Here is a 16,076-nt window from a genome sequence, read left to right on the forward strand (position 1 = left end):
TTTTCGTTGAGGATAGGATATGAGTACTACTGATAGCATTGTATCCAGCCAGACAAAACAGTCGTCCTGGCGTAAATCGGACACCACCTGGACACTGGGATTATTTGGTACCGCCATCGGCGCCGGAGTGCTGTTCTTCCCCATTCGCGCCGGATTTGGCGGCCTGATCCCCATTCTACTGATGCTGGTGCTGGCGTACCCCATCGCCTTTTACTGCCACCGGGCGCTGGCGCGCCTGTGCCTGTCCGGCTCGAACCCGTCCGGTAACATTACGGAAACGGTAGAAGAGCACTTTGGCAAGACGGGCGGCGTGGTGATCACGTTCCTCTACTTCTTCGCCATTTGTCCGCTGTTGTGGATTTACGGCGTGACCATTACCAACACCTTCATGACCTTCTGGGAAAACCAGTTGCAGTTGCCAGCCCTGAACCGCGGCTTTGTGGCGCTGTTCCTGCTCTTGCTGATGGCGTTTGTCATCTGGTTTGGTAAGGATCTGATGGTAAAAGTGATGAGCTATCTGGTCTGGCCGTTTATCGCCAGCCTGGTGCTGATTTCACTGTCGCTGATCCCGTACTGGAATTCGGCGGTGATCGATCAGGTCGATCTGAGCAACATCGCGCTGACCGGTCACGATGGAATTCTGGTCACCGTATGGCTCGGTATCTCCATTATGGTGTTCTCGTTTAACTTCTCGCCGATCGTCTCCTCGTTCGTGGTGTCGAAGCGCGAAGAGTATGAGAAAGATTTTGGCCGCGACTTTACCGAGCAGAAATGTTCACAGATCATCTCCCGCGCCAGCATGCTGATGGTCGCCGTGGTAATGTTCTTCGCCTTCAGCTGCCTGTTTACGCTCTCGCCGCAAAACATGGCGGATGCGAAAGCGCAGAACATCCCTGTGCTCTCTTACCTGGCGAACCACTTCGCCTCAATGTCCGGTACTAAGTCAACGTTCGCGACCACGCTGGAATACGGCGCGTCGATTATCGCGCTGGTCGCCATTTTCAAATCGTTCTTCGGGCACTATCTGGGCACGCTGGAAGGGCTGAACGGTCTGATCCTTAAGTTTGGCTATAAGGGCGATAAAACTAAAGTCTCGATGGGTAAACTCAATACCCTCAGCATGATCTTTATCATGGGGTCCACCTGGGTTGTGGCCTATGCCAACCCGAATATTCTGGACCTGATTGAAGCGATGGGCGCGCCGATTATCGCCTCGCTGCTCTGCCTGCTGCCGATGTACGCCATTCGTAAAGCGCCTTCGCTGGCGAAATACCGTGGCCGTCTGGATAACGTGTTTGTCACCGTCATTGGTCTGCTGACCATCCTGAACATCGTGTACAAACTGTTTTAAGCCTTAGGCTCAGGATGAGCGGAGTAGTGAAATGACTGAATTTCCTGTAGTTCTGGTAATTAACTGCGGTTCGTCTTCAATTAAGTTTTCAGTGCTGGATGCAACAAACCGCGACGTTTTAATGGCAGGTATTGCTGACGGCATTAACACTGAAAGTGCCTTCTTGTCGGTAAACGGAGGAGAGCCAGCAACGCTGGCTCACCACAGCTACGAAGGGGCATTAAAGGCGATCGCTTTCGAACTGGAAAAACGTAATTTAAACGACAGCGTGGCCTTAATTGGCCACCGCATCGCCCACGGTGGAAATATCTTTACCGCGTCGGCCATTATTACCGATGAAGTCATCGACAATATCCGCCGGGTTTCACCGTTAGCGCCGTTACATAACTATGCGAATCTGAGCGGAATAGAATCCGCACAGCAGTTATTTCCCGGCGTCACGCAGGTCGCTGTTTTTGATACCAGTTTTCATCAGACGATGGCGCCTGAGGCCTACCTGTACGGCCTGCCGTGGGAATATTACGAACAACTCGGCGTGCGGCGTTACGGCTTTCATGGCACGTCACATCGCTATGTGTCTCTGCGGGCGCATGCGCTGCTGGATCTTGCTGATGACGATTCAGGCCTGGTGGTGGCGCATCTTGGCAATGGGGCGTCTGTCTGCGCGGTTCGTAACGGGCAGAGCGTGGACACCTCAATGGGCATGACGCCGCTGGAAGGGCTGATGATGGGCACCCGCAGCGGCGATGTCGACTTCGGGGCGATGGCGTGGGTCGCCAGCGAAACCGGTCAGACCCTGAGCGATCTGGAGCGGGTGGTCAACAAAGAGTCCGGTCTGCTGGGAATTTCGGGTTTATCGTCCGACTTAAGAGTGCTGGAAAAAGCCTGGCATGAAGGACACGCGCGGGCGCAACTGGCGATCAAAACGTTCGTCCACCGTATCGCCCGCCATATCGCCGGGCATGCAGCGTCGTTACATCGCCTGGACGGCATTGTTTTCACCGGCGGTATCGGCGAGAACTCGGTCTTAATTCGTCGCCTGGTAGCAGAGCGTCTGGCGGTGCTGGGCGTTACGCTCGACAGTGACAGAAATAGCCTGCCGAATTCCCACGGCGAACGCATTATTTCCGCCAGCGATGCCCGGGTCATGTGCGCCGTTATTCCGACCAATGAAGAAAAAATGATTGCGCTTGATGCGATCCAGTTAGGCCGTATTCACGCGCCAGTGGAACTCGCTTAATTCATTGTTGTTCTGTAGAGAGATTATTTTTCATGAAGGTAAATATCGATACCAGCGATATGCTGTACGCCGACGCATGGCAGGGTTTTAAAGGTACGGACTGGAAAGAAGAAATTAATGTCCGTGATTTTATTCAGCACAACTATACGCCTTATGAAGGGGATGAATCTTTCCTCGCGGAAGCGACGCCAGCCACAACGGCGCTGTGGGAAAAGGTGATGGCGGGGATTCGCATCGAAAACGCGACCCATGCGCCGGTTGATTTCGACACTAACATCGCCACGACGATTACCGCGCATGACGCCGGCTATATCGAGCATTCGCTGGAAAAAATCGTCGGTCTGCAAACGGACAAACCGCTCAAGCGTGCCCTGCATCCGTTTGGCGGCATCAATATGATCAAAAGCTCGTTTGAGGCTTATGGTCGCGAGATGGACCCACACTTCGAATACCTGTTCACCGAGCTACGAAAAACCCACAACCAGGGGGTTTTCGATGCCTATTCGCCGGACATGCTGCGCTGCCGTAAATCCGGCGTCCTGACCGGTCTGCCGGACGGCTATGGCCGCGGGCGAATTATTGGCGACTACCGCCGCGTGGCGCTGTACGGCATCCGCTATCTGGTGCGCGAGCGTGAACTGCAGTTCGCCGATCTCCAGTCAAACCTGGAGTGGGGGCAAAATCTCGAAGCCACCATCCGACTGCGCGAGGAGCTGGCGGAACACCGCCGCGCGCTGCTGCAAATGCAGGAGATGGCGGCAAAATATGGTTTCGATATCTCGCGTCCAGCGCGCAACGCTCAGGAAGCAGTGCAGTGGCTCTACTTTGCCTACCTGGCGGCAGTGAAGTCGCAAAACGGCGGCGCGATGTCGCTGGGGCGTACCGCGTCGTTCCTCGATATCTACATTGAACGTGACTTCAAGGCGGGGATCCTGACGGAGCAACAGGCGCAGGAGTTGATCGATCATTTCATTATGAAGATCCGCATGGTGCGCTTCCTGCGTACGCCGGAATTCGACACCCTGTTCTCCGGCGATCCGATCTGGGCGACGGAAGTGATCGGCGGGATGGGGCTGGATAGTCGCACGCTGGTGACGAAGAACGCTTTCCGTTACCTGCATACGCTGCACACTATGGGGCCCGCGCCGGAACCAAACCTTACCGTGCTGTGGTCGGAAGCGCTGCCGGTGGCCTTTAAAAAGTACGCTGCGCAAGTATCTATCGTCACGTCGTCGCTGCAATACGAAAATGACGATCTCATGCGTACTGACTTTAACAGCGACGACTACGCGATCGCCTGTTGTGTTAGCCCGATGGTAATCGGTAAGCAGATGCAGTTCTTCGGCGCGCGCGCCAACCTCGCCAAAACGCTGCTGTACGCGATCAATGGCGGCGTGGATGAGAAGCTGAAAATCCAGGTTGGGCCAAAAACCGCGCCGCTGATGGACGATGTGCTGGATTACGACACCGTGATGGAAAGCCTCGACCACTTTATGGACTGGCTGGCGGTGCAGTACATCAGCGCGCTGAACATCATTCACTACATGCACGACAAGTATAGCTATGAAGCCTCGTTAATGGCGCTTCATGACCGCGACGTGTATCGCACCATGGCCTGCGGTATTGCCGGGCTGTCAGTGGCGGCGGATTCCCTTTCCGCCATCAAATACGCGAAGGTAAAACCGGTGCGCGACCATAACGGCCTGGCGGTCGATTTCGTTATCGAAGGCGACTACCCGCAGTACGGTAATAACGACGAGCGCGTCGACAGTATCGCCTGCGATCTGGTCGAACGTTTTATGAAGAAAATTAAGGTGTTGCCGACCTACCGCAATGCGGTGCCGACCCAGTCCATTCTGACCATTACCTCAAACGTGGTGTACGGGCAGAAAACCGGGAATACGCCGGACGGACGCCGTGCCGGTACGCCGTTCGCGCCGGGAGCCAACCCGATGCACGGACGCGACCGCAAAGGCGCGGTCGCCTCGCTGACCTCCGTGGCGAAGCTGCCATTTACCTATGCCAAAGACGGTATTTCGTACACCTTCTCCATTGTGCCAGCGGCGCTGGGCAAAGAAGATCCGGTGCGGAAAACCAACCTGGTCGGGCTACTTGATGGCTACTTCCATCATGAAGCGCATGTGGAAGGCGGTCAGCATCTGAACGTCAACGTCATGAACCGGGAAATGCTGCTGGATGCCATCGAACATCCGGAAAGCTATCCGAACCTGACGATTCGCGTTTCCGGTTATGCGGTGCGCTTTAACGCGCTCACCCGCGAGCAGCAGCAGGATGTCATCTCGCGGACTTTCACCCAGGCGATGTAACATTATCGGGGCGGTCAGCCGATCGCCCCTGGTCATAATGCGTATCAAACCTGGTCTCCACTGAACGGCATTCCGAGGGTGTAGATATGATTAGCGCATTCGATATTTTTAAAATAGGTATTGGTCCTTCCAGTTCCCACACCGTAGGGCCAATGAATGCAGGTAAGCGTTTTATCGATCAACTGGTCAACAGCGGTGACTTGCTGCGTACAACGTGCATCACGGTGGATCTGTATGGGTCGCTGTCGCTGACCGGAAAAGGCCATGCTACCGATACCGCCATCATCATGGGGCTGGCGGGTAACAGTCCGCAAAACGTCAATATTGACGCCATTCCCGGGTTTATAGAGGCGGTCACTCGCAGCGGGCGTCTGCCGCTGGCGGAAGGCGCGCATGTCGTTGATTTTCCGGTGACGAACAGCATTCTGTTTCATGGTGAAACGCTTCCCCGTCACGAAAACGGTATGCGCATCAGCGCCTGGGAACACCAGCGCCAGTTGTTGAGTAAAACCTACTATTCGATTGGCGGTGGGTTTATCGTCGATGAAGAGCATTTTGGTCAGGCCCACGATGTCGAAGCCCCTGTGCCTTACGATTTCCATTCGGCGAGCGAACTGCTCAGGCTGTGTGAGCGCAACGGGCTGTCGGTCTCCGGACTGATGATGCAAAACGAACTGGCGCTGCGCAGTAAGGCGGAAATCGACGACGGATTTGCCCGTATATGGGACGTTATGCACGCCGGAATCGAGCGAGGCATGAATACCGAAGGCGTACTGCCCGGTCCGCTCAACGTACCGCGGCGGGCGGTGGCGCTGCGGCGCTTGCTGGTTTCCAGCGATAACCTTTCCAGCGATCCAATGAACGTTATCGACTGGATCAACATGTTCGCCCTCGCGGTCAGTGAGGAGAACGCCGCGGGCGGACGTGTGGTGACAGCGCCCACTAACGGGGCGTGCGGGATTATCCCGGCGGTGCTGGCCTACTACGATAAGTTTCGCCGTCCGGTGAACGCCAATTCTATCGCCCGCTACCTGCTGGCGGCAGGCGCTATTGGCGCGCTATATAAGATGAATGCGTCGATCTCCGGCGCGGAGGTGGGCTGTCAGGGAGAGATCGGCGTAGCGGCGTCAATGGCGGCGGCAGGGCTGACTGAGCTGCTTGGCGGGAGTCCGGCGCAGGTGTGCATTGCGGCAGAAATCGCCATGGAACATAACCTCGGCTTAACCTGCGATCCAGTGGCCGGACAGGTGCAAATCCCCTGTATTGAACGCAACGCGATCAATGCGGTAAAAGCGGTTAACGCCGCGCGCATGGCCCTGCGTCGCACTTCGCAGCCGCGCGTGTCGCTCGATAAAGTCATTGAAACTATGTACGAAACCGGCAAAGACATGAACGACAAATACCGCGAAACGTCACGCGGCGGGCTGGCGATCAAGGTGGTCTGCAGTTAGCCTACGTCCCGGTCCGGTAAAAAAAAGCACACTTCGGTGTGCTTTTTTTATTGTGATCGCTATCAAATTAAGAAATTAATGCCTTTAAGATGCAGTTAAGGGGAAAATTTTTCTTAACACAGGGAAAATACAGGGGTTTGTTTGTGAAGTTTTTCTCTGCGCCCGGGCGTATGATTTTTTTCATACTAACAACTCGCCTGCGCACCTGTACCGCGTATCGCCCTGATGCGGCACGACAAAAATATAAAAACTTACCCTACATATTGAGCGAGAATTTTATGGAAACGGCAACGAACAGCAGTGTGATACCTGGTGCCTCCAGCCCGGCGCGCCGGGCCGGTATGACCGAAAGCGAATGGCGTGAAGCGATCAAATTCGACAGCACCGACACCGGCTGGGTCATTATGAGTATCGGGATGGCAATTGGCGCGGGGATTGTTTTTCTCCCGGTCCAGGTGGGGCTGATGGGGTTATGGGTCTTCCTGCTCTCTTCGGTCATTGGCTACCCGGCAATGTATCTGTTCCAACGACTGTTTATTAACACTCTGGCGGAATCGCCGGAATGTAAAGATTATCCGAGCGTTATCAGCGGCTACCTCGGCAAAAACTGGGGTATTTTGTTGGGCGCGCTGTATTTTGTGATGCTGGTGATCTGGATGTTTGTTTATTCCACCGCAATCACCAATGACAGCGCCTCTTATCTGCATACCTTTGGCGTCACGGAAGGATTACTCTCCGACAGCCCGTTCTATGGTCTGGTGCTCATCTGCATCCTGGTCGCCATCTCCTCGCGCGGTGAGAAACTGCTGTTCAAAATCTCCACCGGTATGGTGCTGACCAAACTTTTGGTGGTCGCGGCGCTGGGCGTGTCGATGGTGGGGATGTGGCATTTGTACAATATTGGCGCGCTGCCGCCGATGGCGCTGTTGGTGAAAAACGCGATCATCACGCTGCCGTTTACCCTGACCTCAATCCTGTTTATTCAGACCTTAAGCCCGATGGTGATTTCCTATCGCTCCCGCGAAAAATCCATTGAGGTCGCGCGCCACAAAGCGCTGCGCGCGATGAACATCGCCTTCGGCATTTTGTTTGTGACCGTTTTCTTCTACGCCGTCTCCTTTACGCTGGCGATGGGCCACGATGAAGCGGTGAAAGCCTATGAGCAAAACATTTCCGCGCTGGCGATCGCCGCACAGTTTATTAGTGGCGCGGGCGCAGGCTGGGTAAAAGTGGTCAGCGTGATCCTCAATATTTTTGCCGTAATGACCGCGTTCTTTGGCGTTTACCTGGGCTTTCGTGAGGCTACCCAGGGGATTGTGATGAACATCCTGCGCCGCAAAATGCCCGCCGAGAAGATCAACGAAACGCTGGTGCAGCGCGGCATTATGCTGTTCGCCATTTTACTGGCCTGGAGCGCCATTGTGCTCAATGCGCCGGTGCTCAGCTTTACCTCAATCTGTAGCCCCATTTTCGGCATGGTGGGCTGTCTGATCCCGGCCTGGCTGGTTTACAAAGTTCCTGCACTGCACAAATACAAAGGGGCGTCGTTATATCTGATTATCGTCACCGGTTTGCTGCTGTGCGTATCTCCGTTCCTGGCATTCTCCTGATTGACTTTGAAGGTTGTTGTTATGTTTGAGACTACAGAAAATCCGTTGTGGCAGCGTTTTATCCTCGCCGTACAGGAGGAAGTCAAACCGGCGCTGGGCTGTACGGAACCTATTTCACTGGCGCTGGCGGCGGCGGTTGCCGCAGCCGAACTGGATGGCGCGGTTGAACGTATCGACGCCTGGGTCTCGCCAAACCTGATGAAAAACGGGCTGGGCGTAACGGTTCCCGGAACCGGAATGGTAGGACTGCCTATCGCCGCCGCGCTCGGCGCGCTGGGCGGAAACAGTCAGGCCGGGCTGGAGGTGCTGAAAGACGCCTCCGCACAAGCTATCCATGACGCGAAAGCGATGCTGAGCGCCGGAAAGGTATCGGTGATGCTGCAACAGCCCTGCGACGAGATCCTTTTTTCCCGTGCGAAGGTCTACAGCCGCGACGGTTGGGCCTGCGTGACCATCGTCGGCGGGCATACCAACATCGTACGCATCGAAACGCACGCTGGCGTGAAGTTTGCTCAGGACACGCGGACGGACGGCGATGAGCAGGACTCTCCGCTGGCGGTGTTGTCCACGACCTCGCTCGAGGAGATTCTGGCGTTTGTGAATAACGTCCCGTTTGACGACATTCGTTTCATTCTCGACGCTGCCCGGCTCAACGGCGCGCTGTCGCAGGAAGGGCTGCGCGGCAGTTGGGGACTGCACATCGGCGCGACGCTGGAAAAACAGTGCGCACGGGGGCTGCTGGCGAACGATCTCTCTACGGCGATTATTATCCGCACCAGCGCGGCGTCCGATGCGCGCATGGGAGGGGCGACGCTGCCAGCCATGAGCAACTCCGGCTCCGGCAATCAGGGGATTACCGCCACGGTACCGGTGATGGTGGTGGCGGAGCACTTCGGCGCCGACGAGGAAAAACTGGCGCGCGCGCTGATGCTTTCTCACCTGAGCGCGATCTACATCCATCATCAGCTTCCGCGTTTGTCGGCTTTGTGTGCGGCGACTACGGCGGCAATGGGGGCGGCGGCGGGGATGGCGTGGCTGGTGGATGGGCGCTACAGCACCATCTCCATGGCGATCGGCAGCATGATCGGCGACGTTAGTGGGATGATTTGCGACGGTGCGTCAAACAGTTGTGCGATGAAGGTGTCGACCAGCGCGTCGGCAGCGTGGAAAGCCGTGTTGATGGCGCTGGACGACACGGCGGTAACCGGCAACGAAGGCATCGTGGCGCACAACGTGGAACAGTCCATTTCCAACCTGTGCGCGCTGGCGTGTCATTCTATGCAGCAAACGGACAAGCAGATCATCGAGATCATGGCCCGTAAAGCGCAGTAAGGGAGGCAACAGGCGGAAGGGGTCAGGCGGTGGCCTCTTCCTCGGCGAGCCGCACTTCGGCATCGGCGACAATCGCCTCCAGCTCGGTCAGCATCTCCTCGTAGCCAAAACGACGGGAAGCGACCGGGGTTTCTGCTGCCGCGGTAGGTTTCGCGGCAGCCTGTTTTTTGATTTTCTTACTCATAAGCAACTCCATTTACCGGCTACACCGGCAAATCTATCAGCAAAGCGCGCAGCGGCGAATCGGCGACGAGCGTTATGTTAGCTTCATCACGAATAAACGCGCCGTCGCCGCAGGTCAGCGCCTCGCGGGCTTCATCGTGCGTGACCGCGTGAAACGTACCGTGAATCGACTGCAGATAGGCACGGGGACCATGCAGTTGAAAGCGCAGGGATTCTCCCGCTTCCAGTTCAACATGATGCACCCACACCTGTTGACGCAGTTGCAGACTGCCGTTCTCGCCGTCAGGAGAGGCGATCAGCTGTTGCTTCGCTTTTTCAAGCGTGGTTTTCTGCACAGACGCGTTTTCGCGTTCAGGACAGGCGTCAAGCCACAGCTGCATGCGGGTTAACGGCTTGTCCTTACTGATGTTATGTTCGCTGTAGCTAATACCCGGCTGCGTGGCGAGCAACAGCGCTTCGCCCGCTTTGGCCTGGACATGGTTGCCGTCGCTGTCGCGATATTCGGCAACCCCTTCCAGAATCAGGTTTAAAATATCCACCTTCGGGTAGGTGCGCGGCTGAAAAGCGGCGCCGGGCGCCAGCACTTCCTGATTGAGTACGCGCAGTGAGGCGTAGCCCAGCAGTTTCGGGTCGAAGTAGTGTCCAAAGGAAAAAGTGTAACGGGCCTGCAGCCATCCGTAGTCCGCTTGTCCGCATTGTTTGGCTGTTCGGGTAGTAATCATAATTCTTGACCTCTCTTTACTCCCTTTTATGTTAAGGGGCTGGACGCTACATTGTTAGCCAGATATTCTGCCCGGTATGTTCAAATTTCCTGAATGAGAACGATATGGCCAAAGAAAGGGCATTAACGCTCGAAGCGTTGCGCGTGATGGATGCGATAGACCGTCGCGGCAGCTTTGCGGCGGCGGCGGATGAACTGGGGCGCGTGCCGTCTGCGCTCAGTTACACCATGCAGAAGCTGGAAGAGGAACTGGATGTGGTACTGTTTGACCGCTCCGGGCACCGCACAAAATTCACCAATGTCGGACGCATGTTGCTGGAAAGAGGCCGCGTTCTTCTCGAAGCGGCGGATAAACTGACTACCGATGCCGAAGCGTTGGCCCGGGGATGGGAAACGCATTTGACCATTGTAACGGAAGCGCTGGTGCCGACGCCGTCCTTTTTCCCGCTTATCGACAAGCTGGCGGCCAAAGCCAACACGCAGCTATCGGTCATTACCGAAGTGCTGGCAGGTGCCTGGGAACGTCTGGAGCAGGGGCGGGCAGATATCGTTATCGCCCCGGACATGCACTTTCGCTCGTCGTCAGAAATCAATTCGCGCAAATTATACACTCTGATGAATGTTTATGTGGCTGCGCCGGATCACCCTATCCATCAGGAGCCAGAACCGCTTTCTGAAGTGACGCGCGTGAAATATCGCGGCGTGGCGGTGGCGGATACCGCCCGCGAGCGTCCGGTGTTGACCGTACAACTGCTGGATAAGCAGCCGCGTCTTACCGTCAGTACGATTGAGGATAAGCGTCAGGCGCTGCTGGCGGGGCTTGGGGTGGCGACGATGCCTTATCCGTTGGTGGAACATGATATCGCTGAAGGGCGACTGCGGGTTGTCAGTCCTGAATCGACCAGTGAGATCGACATTATTATGGCCTGGCGGCGAGACAGTATGGGCGAGGCGAAAGCCTGGTGTCTGCGTGAGATTCCGAAACTGTTTATTGGAAAGTAATATTTGCTGGAACAATGAAATTCGGGGCAAATATATTGCCCCGAAAAATCTTAATTAATCTCACCCTGCTTAGGGTCTGCGCCGAAACGGTTATTTCCGGCGGTGCCGTTCTGGCACATAAAGACGATAAGCACAATCGCCCCGACAATCGGAATCAGGCTAATCAGCAACCACCAGCCAGAGCGCTCGGTATCGTGCAGACGGCGAACCGCCACGGCAATACTCGGCAGCAGAACGGCGAGGCTATAAATTATCGTGATGTACGGCGTTTCCATGCCGATAACGGCTTGAATAACGTTCAGAATTGCGCTGATGATCATGTTGATCAGCACAAACATCCAGTACTCTTTCCTGCGCGCACGTCCCGTAAAAAGGGCATAATTTTTTAATACACCTATATACCAATCCATTAAATATCCTTATTAGTGCTAAAAAAAGTCGCAGAAATATATCACGCTATATCGCTGAGGTCATTTTTATTATGCAAACTTAGGAATATTTCATGTTAATATTCGTATTAATAATAATATGATTAGATATAAATAAGATGTGAATGGATAAACGCACAGACAACAAAAAGAATATTTACCGTATAAAAATTAAAAAGGCAGCGTTTTTTTCTGCCTTTTTGGGTTCTTATGGCAGGGTTTTCGGATCCGGGCCGAAGCGGTTTTCGCCAGACGTACCGTCCTGACAGTTAAAGATAATAATAACCAGCCAGCCGATGACGGGAATGAGTAACAGTAACAGCCACCATGCAGATCGATCGGTGTCGTGCAGGCGTCGGAACTGAACCGCCCACCACGGCAGAAACACGAGGATCCCATACAGGGTTGTGAGTACGCCTTCTCCGCCTGCGCGTTGCCAGCCCAGGATTTTATCCAGCACGCCCAGAACGAACGTTAAGATGACGTTGACCAGAATAAACATCCAGTACTCTTTGCGCCGGGCGCGACCACCGAACCCGATGTAGTTTCGTAGAACTTTTAAATACCAATCCATTTTCGCCTCAACCTTGGGTCAATCACTTGTTTTTAAAGCAATCAAATTAAGAATAGCTGCGAATGATCGGGGGGTAAATATTTGTGAACGGAATGAGGCCAGGTAGGCAGAAAAAGAAAGAAGCGCCGCCATCCGCGGATGGCGGCAGGGTGTTACGCGAAGCGGGTGTCGCGCCCGTGAGGCTCGCTGAGATCCTGCCACGGACCGATGGAAATGATCCCCGTCGGGTTGATGGTCTTATGGCTTCGGAAGTAGTGCGTGCGAATATGGTCAAAATTCACCGTTTCCGCAATCCCCGGCATCTGGTAAATATCGCGCAGGAAGCCGTAAAGGTTGAGATAGTCGCTGATGCGATGCTTATCGCATTTAAAATGCGTCACGTACACCGGATCAAAACGGATCAGCGTGGTCCACAGACGAATATCCGCCTCAGTTAAGCGATCGCCGGTAAGAAAACGATGCTGACCGAGGATCTGCTCCAGGCGCGCCAGATGGGTAAAGACCTTGTTAACCGCGTCGTCATAGGCCTGCTGGCTGGTGGCGAAACCGGCTTTATAAACGCCGTTATTGACGTTGTCATAAATCCAGCCGTTCAGTTCGTCGATCTTACCGCGGAGATCGGCAGGGTAGTAGTCGCCTGCTTTGGCGCCCTGCGCATCAAACGCCGTATTAAACATGCGGATGATTTCTGCGGATTCATTGCTGACGATAGTGTGGTTCTTTTTATCCCACAGTACCGGTACGGTCACCCGACCGCTGTAATGCGGGTCGGCGTGTAGATACAGTTGATACAGAAATTCGTGTTGATACAGAGTATCACCTGTCGCAGCCGGGAAGTTGTCGTCAAAGGTCCAGCCATTTTCCAGCATTAAGGGATTGACGACGGAAACGGAAATAAACGGCTCCAGCCCTTTTAACTTGCGCAGGATCAGCGTACGGTGCGCCCACGGGCAGGCGAGCGAAACGTACAGATGATAACGATCTTTTTCCGCCGCAAAGCCGCCTTCACCGGAAGGACCGGGTGCGCCATCGGCAGTGAGCCAGTTACGGAATGCCGATACCGAACGCTGAAATTTGCCGCCGGTGGATTGGGTGTCGTACCAGGTGTCATGCCAGACGCCGTCAATCAGTTGTCCCATGTTTCTCTCCTTTACACGCTTCGTTGTAGGCCGACTCGAAGCAACGCGAAATCCATTAGGTATGGATAGCAAAAACGAGGAGAAGGTCTCCTCGTTTTACGTTCATCAAGTATAGTGCGTTTACCACTTTTTATTCAGCACGCGGTCGATACTGAACGCGCCCGGACCGGTGATGGCCAACAGCAGGAAGCCCCCAGCGATGGTCAGGTTTTTCATGAACATCAGCGAGTTCACCCCTTCCGCGAAATTACTGTGGAACAGAAATGCGGTCAGAAGCGTAAAACCGGCAGTAAACAGGGCGGTGGTGCGGGTCAGGAAACCAAACAGAATCGCCAGGCCGCCGCCAAACTCAAGCAGGATTACCAACGGTAACATAAAGCCAGGCACGCCCATGGCTTCCATATACTGTTGTGTACCCGCGTAACCGGTAATCTTTCCCCATCCTGCGGTAATAAACAGGATTGGCATCAGAATACGCGCGACCAGTACACCAACATCTTCTAATTTTTTCATTTTACTCTCCAGGAAACCACTCAGGCTGCTGATTATGTTTTTTAGCGCAATGGCGCGGTACTCCGCGTCATTGCTGTCGATGGAGAGAATCATAAACGTGAGTAATGAGAATTGTTAGCAAGGAAAACTGTCAAATTTCTTCAATAATTTTGATGAATATAAGATTGGGTGCTGAACAGCGACGATGGCGTATTGTGCCAGTGGGGGTTATGCGCTCAATAAGTGGGGAAAAAAGGAGAGGCCCGATAAGCGAAGCGCCATCGGGCAGAAGGCGTTCGGCCTACGCATTCAACGTCTTTTTGAATAACCGCCAGGCCGTCCAGGCACCGAATCCACGTCTTGCCCAGCGTACCAGCATATTTGGATGACGCACGGTCCAGATCGCCATCACGCTGCTGCCCACCAGCGCCCATGAACGCAGACTCAGGAGCGTGTTCCAGCCGCGATCGTAGGCGCCCGTGGCTTCCAGCCAGTCACGGCGACTGGCTGAAAGATCCAGCCTTTGCTGCTGGATCTCGCTAAGTAGTCGGGCCTTACGCTGTGCACGTTCGACTTTACCGCTCACGGCTCTCCTCCTCGAGAATTTGCCTGTCGTTCGCCAGTTCATGCCGCGTATGGCGAAGCAGCGTGGACTGACGCGCTTTGCGTAACGTCCATATGCCGCCAATCAGCGCCAGAACCAGCAGTACGACCGTGGTGGCAATCATCGCGTTGAGCCGGTACTGCGGATCAACGGCCCAGATCACCAGCACCATCAGGCTCATCAAACCAAATGCAGCGAAAAGCATGGTGAGTCCCAGCATCAGCAGCAACTGAAAGAGGTTAGCCTTTTCTTCTTCAAGCTCAACCACCGCCAGACGCAGCCGGGTTTCCACCATCTCTACCAGAATAGAGACGATTCGCTGCCCGATGCCCAGAACGCTTTTACCGGGCCCTTGCGCGTGATGAGTGTCCGCCATAATTAGCGACGCGACAGCAGTACGCCCAGCACTACGCCAACCGCAGCACCAATACCTACGCCAGTCCATGGATTTTCGCGAACATAGTCGTCTGCACGCGCAGCGGCTTCACGGGTCTGCTTCGCGATAGCATCACCGGTTTCACCAAGACGATAGCGGCTCTCTTTCAGCGCACGTTCGGCTTTGCTACGGATCTTACTCAACTCTTCTTTCGATTTTTCGCCAGAGGAGTTCAGCACTTCTTCCAGCGTATCGGTCAAGGATTTCAACTCAGCGCGCAGATGTTCCGAAGTAGTATCTTTCGACATAGTTTTTCTCCAGATGAGTAAGGGGTTAGGGTTGCTTAGTAGTCGCGAGCTTCCAGCTCTTTCAGCTCGGCTTCTGCTTCAGCCAGCTTGCGCTCACGTTTGGCAATTTTGTCCGCATCGCCTTTTTGCTTCGCTTCCACGAGATCCTGTTTACGCTCAGTAATCTCTTCTTTTTGCTCAGCAATCTTTTCCTGATGTTCCGCGCGCAGTTTACTGTCAGTGCAGTTGGCTTTGACTTCACTGAGCGCTTTCTTCAGCCCATCGATACGGTGTTGATTATTGTGTTTCTCGGCATAGCTGATTTCCCGTTGAATATCCTGCTCCTTCTGTTGGCAGAGCGTATTGGCGTAACTGCCAGCACTAAGAGCAAAAAGGGTAATAGCTAAAGCGATGCGGTGTTTCATTCTTGAACCTTCCATTGTGATTCGTTCCCGTGAAGTCAGGAACGAGAATCCAGATGACAACGCGATGGGGTGACCCACCGCTTTATTAATCATAGACATTAAACGGGGAAATCACCAAAGTGGGTGACGGGATTCGGATTCCTGGCGATATTATCCTACCCGATGTGGGGTATCGCGCAAACGCGACAGCCACTGTACGGCCTGGCTGTCATTATCCTGCTGAGCAATGATATAGCCCTGCGGCAGGGTTTTATCGAGCACCGCTTTTGCCGCGGCGCTTTGGGCGCTGGAATCGAACGTGATCAGCAGCGTATCTTTCTGTGGCGTGATGCTTTTAAAGCGAATACCGTTGGCGTCAAGATGATGCCAGATAGAGAAACCGTCGGGCACGCTTGCCCCCTGATGAACGGCGCGGATCGCGAGAGTTGAATCCTGCTGGCGAATGGCCGACCAGACCAGTAGCAGACTGCCCAGCACCAGCAGGAACGCGGTACTCAAGGCCAGTTGCTTCAGCGTTATACGCGGTTTCAGCAT

Annotated in this window: 18 protein-coding genes; 7 read left to right on the forward strand and 11 right to left on the reverse strand. The window is 54.5% G+C overall.

The features are described 5' to 3' along the window. The first annotated feature begins 19 nt into the window (after positions 1-19). From tdcC to HVX72_RS02955, 6 genes are all read left to right on the forward strand, one after another. A complete protein-coding gene (gene tdcC / locus HVX72_RS02930; protein WP_042292876.1) occupies positions 20-1,351 on the forward strand; it encodes a threonine/serine transporter TdcC in 1,332 nt (443 codons plus the stop codon). Positions 1,352-1,382: 31 nt separating this feature from the next. Then, complete coding sequence (gene tdcD / locus HVX72_RS02935) at positions 1,383-2,591, forward strand: propionate kinase (protein WP_181822505.1); 1,209 nt, start codon at positions 1,383-1,385, stop codon at positions 2,589-2,591. Positions 2,592-2,623: 32 nt separating this feature from the next. Continuing rightward, positions 2,624-4,918, forward strand: coding sequence for a 2-ketobutyrate formate-lyase/pyruvate formate-lyase (tdcE, locus tag HVX72_RS02940; RefSeq protein ID WP_181822506.1), 2,295 nt, complete (start codon positions 2,624-2,626; stop codon positions 4,916-4,918). An 86-nt stretch (positions 4,919-5,004) separates the two neighbouring features. Continuing rightward, positions 5,005-6,369: an L-serine ammonia-lyase gene (gene tdcG, locus HVX72_RS02945; protein WP_181822507.1), complete on the forward strand. Its 1,365-nt coding sequence runs from the start codon at positions 5,005-5,007 to the stop codon at positions 6,367-6,369. Positions 6,370-6,647: 278 nt separating this feature from the next. Further along, positions 6,648-7,979 (forward strand): amino acid permease, encoded by a 1,332-nt coding sequence (locus HVX72_RS02950; protein ID WP_042292974.1) that lies wholly within the window; start codon positions 6,648-6,650, stop codon positions 7,977-7,979. Between the two features lie 21 nt (positions 7,980-8,000). Beyond that, positions 8,001-9,311, forward strand: a complete 1,311-nt coding sequence (locus tag HVX72_RS02955; protein WP_042292887.1) for a serine dehydratase subunit alpha family protein — start codon at positions 8,001-8,003, stop codon at positions 9,309-9,311. Positions 9,312-9,333: 22 nt separating this feature from the next. Here the strand turns inward: HVX72_RS02955 and HVX72_RS02960 are convergent, their stop codons facing one another. After that, positions 9,334-9,495, reverse strand: coding sequence for a hypothetical protein (locus HVX72_RS02960; RefSeq protein ID WP_167333871.1), 162 nt, complete (start codon positions 9,493-9,495; stop codon positions 9,334-9,336). A gap of 19 nt (positions 9,496-9,514) precedes the next feature. After that, positions 9,515-10,216, reverse strand: coding sequence for a pirin family protein (locus tag HVX72_RS02965; protein ID WP_042292890.1), 702 nt, complete (start codon positions 10,214-10,216; stop codon positions 9,515-9,517). Positions 10,217-10,320: 104 nt separating this feature from the next. Here HVX72_RS02965 and yhaJ point away from each other — a divergent pair, with 104 nt between their 5' ends. After that, a complete protein-coding gene (gene yhaJ, locus HVX72_RS02970) occupies positions 10,321-11,217 on the forward strand; it encodes a DNA-binding transcriptional regulator YhaJ (protein ID WP_042292892.1) in 897 nt (298 codons plus the stop codon). 50 nt (positions 11,218-11,267) lie between these two features. Here yhaJ and HVX72_RS02975 read toward each other — a convergent pair whose 3' ends face one another. The 9 genes from HVX72_RS02975 to mzrA all read right to left on the reverse strand — a co-directional run bounded on the left by HVX72_RS02975 (position 11,268) and on the right by mzrA (position 16,076). Further along, on the reverse strand, positions 11,268-11,627 hold the full coding sequence (locus tag HVX72_RS02975) for a DUF805 domain-containing protein (protein ID WP_042292895.1): 360 nt from the start codon (positions 11,625-11,627) through the stop codon (positions 11,268-11,270). A 226-nt stretch (positions 11,628-11,853) separates the two neighbouring features. Further along, positions 11,854-12,219 (reverse strand): DUF805 domain-containing protein, encoded by a 366-nt coding sequence (locus HVX72_RS02980; protein WP_042292897.1) that lies wholly within the window; start codon positions 12,217-12,219, stop codon positions 11,854-11,856. Positions 12,220-12,371: 152 nt separating this feature from the next. Beyond that, positions 12,372-13,358, reverse strand: a complete 987-nt coding sequence (locus HVX72_RS02985) for a glutathione S-transferase family protein (RefSeq protein ID WP_181822508.1) — start codon at positions 13,356-13,358, stop codon at positions 12,372-12,374. A gap of 120 nt (positions 13,359-13,478) precedes the next feature. Beyond that, positions 13,479-13,871 carry a DoxX family protein gene (locus HVX72_RS02990; RefSeq protein ID WP_003024847.1) on the reverse strand — a complete coding sequence of 131 codons (393 nt, stop codon included), beginning with the start codon at positions 13,869-13,871 and terminating at the stop codon, positions 13,479-13,481. Between the two features lie 280 nt (positions 13,872-14,151). Then, complete coding sequence (locus HVX72_RS02995) at positions 14,152-14,436, reverse strand: YqjK-like family protein (protein WP_042292902.1); 285 nt, start codon at positions 14,434-14,436, stop codon at positions 14,152-14,154. Further along, positions 14,426-14,830, reverse strand: a complete 405-nt coding sequence (locus HVX72_RS03000) for a phage holin family protein (RefSeq protein ID WP_042292904.1) — start codon at positions 14,828-14,830, stop codon at positions 14,426-14,428. Before HVX72_RS03000 ends, HVX72_RS02995 begins: the two co-directional genes overlap by 11 nt. 2 nt (positions 14,831-14,832) lie before the next feature. Beyond that, a complete protein-coding gene (locus HVX72_RS03005) occupies positions 14,833-15,138 on the reverse strand; it encodes a YqjD family protein (RefSeq protein WP_042292907.1) in 306 nt (101 codons plus the stop codon). 35 nt (positions 15,139-15,173) lie between these two features. Continuing rightward, positions 15,174-15,542, reverse strand: coding sequence for a DUF1090 domain-containing protein (locus tag HVX72_RS03010; protein WP_042292909.1), 369 nt, complete (start codon positions 15,540-15,542; stop codon positions 15,174-15,176). Positions 15,543-15,692: 150 nt separating this feature from the next. Beyond that, the gene (gene mzrA / locus HVX72_RS03015; RefSeq protein ID WP_042292912.1) at positions 15,693-16,076 is read right to left on the reverse strand and encodes an EnvZ/OmpR regulon moderator MzrA; all 384 of its coding nucleotides are present in this window, start codon (positions 16,074-16,076) and stop codon (positions 15,693-15,695) included.

Source organism: Citrobacter sp. RHB21-C05, assembly GCF_013889015.1.
Lineage (GTDB): Bacteria > Pseudomonadota > Gammaproteobacteria > Enterobacterales > Enterobacteriaceae > Citrobacter_A > Citrobacter_A sedlakii.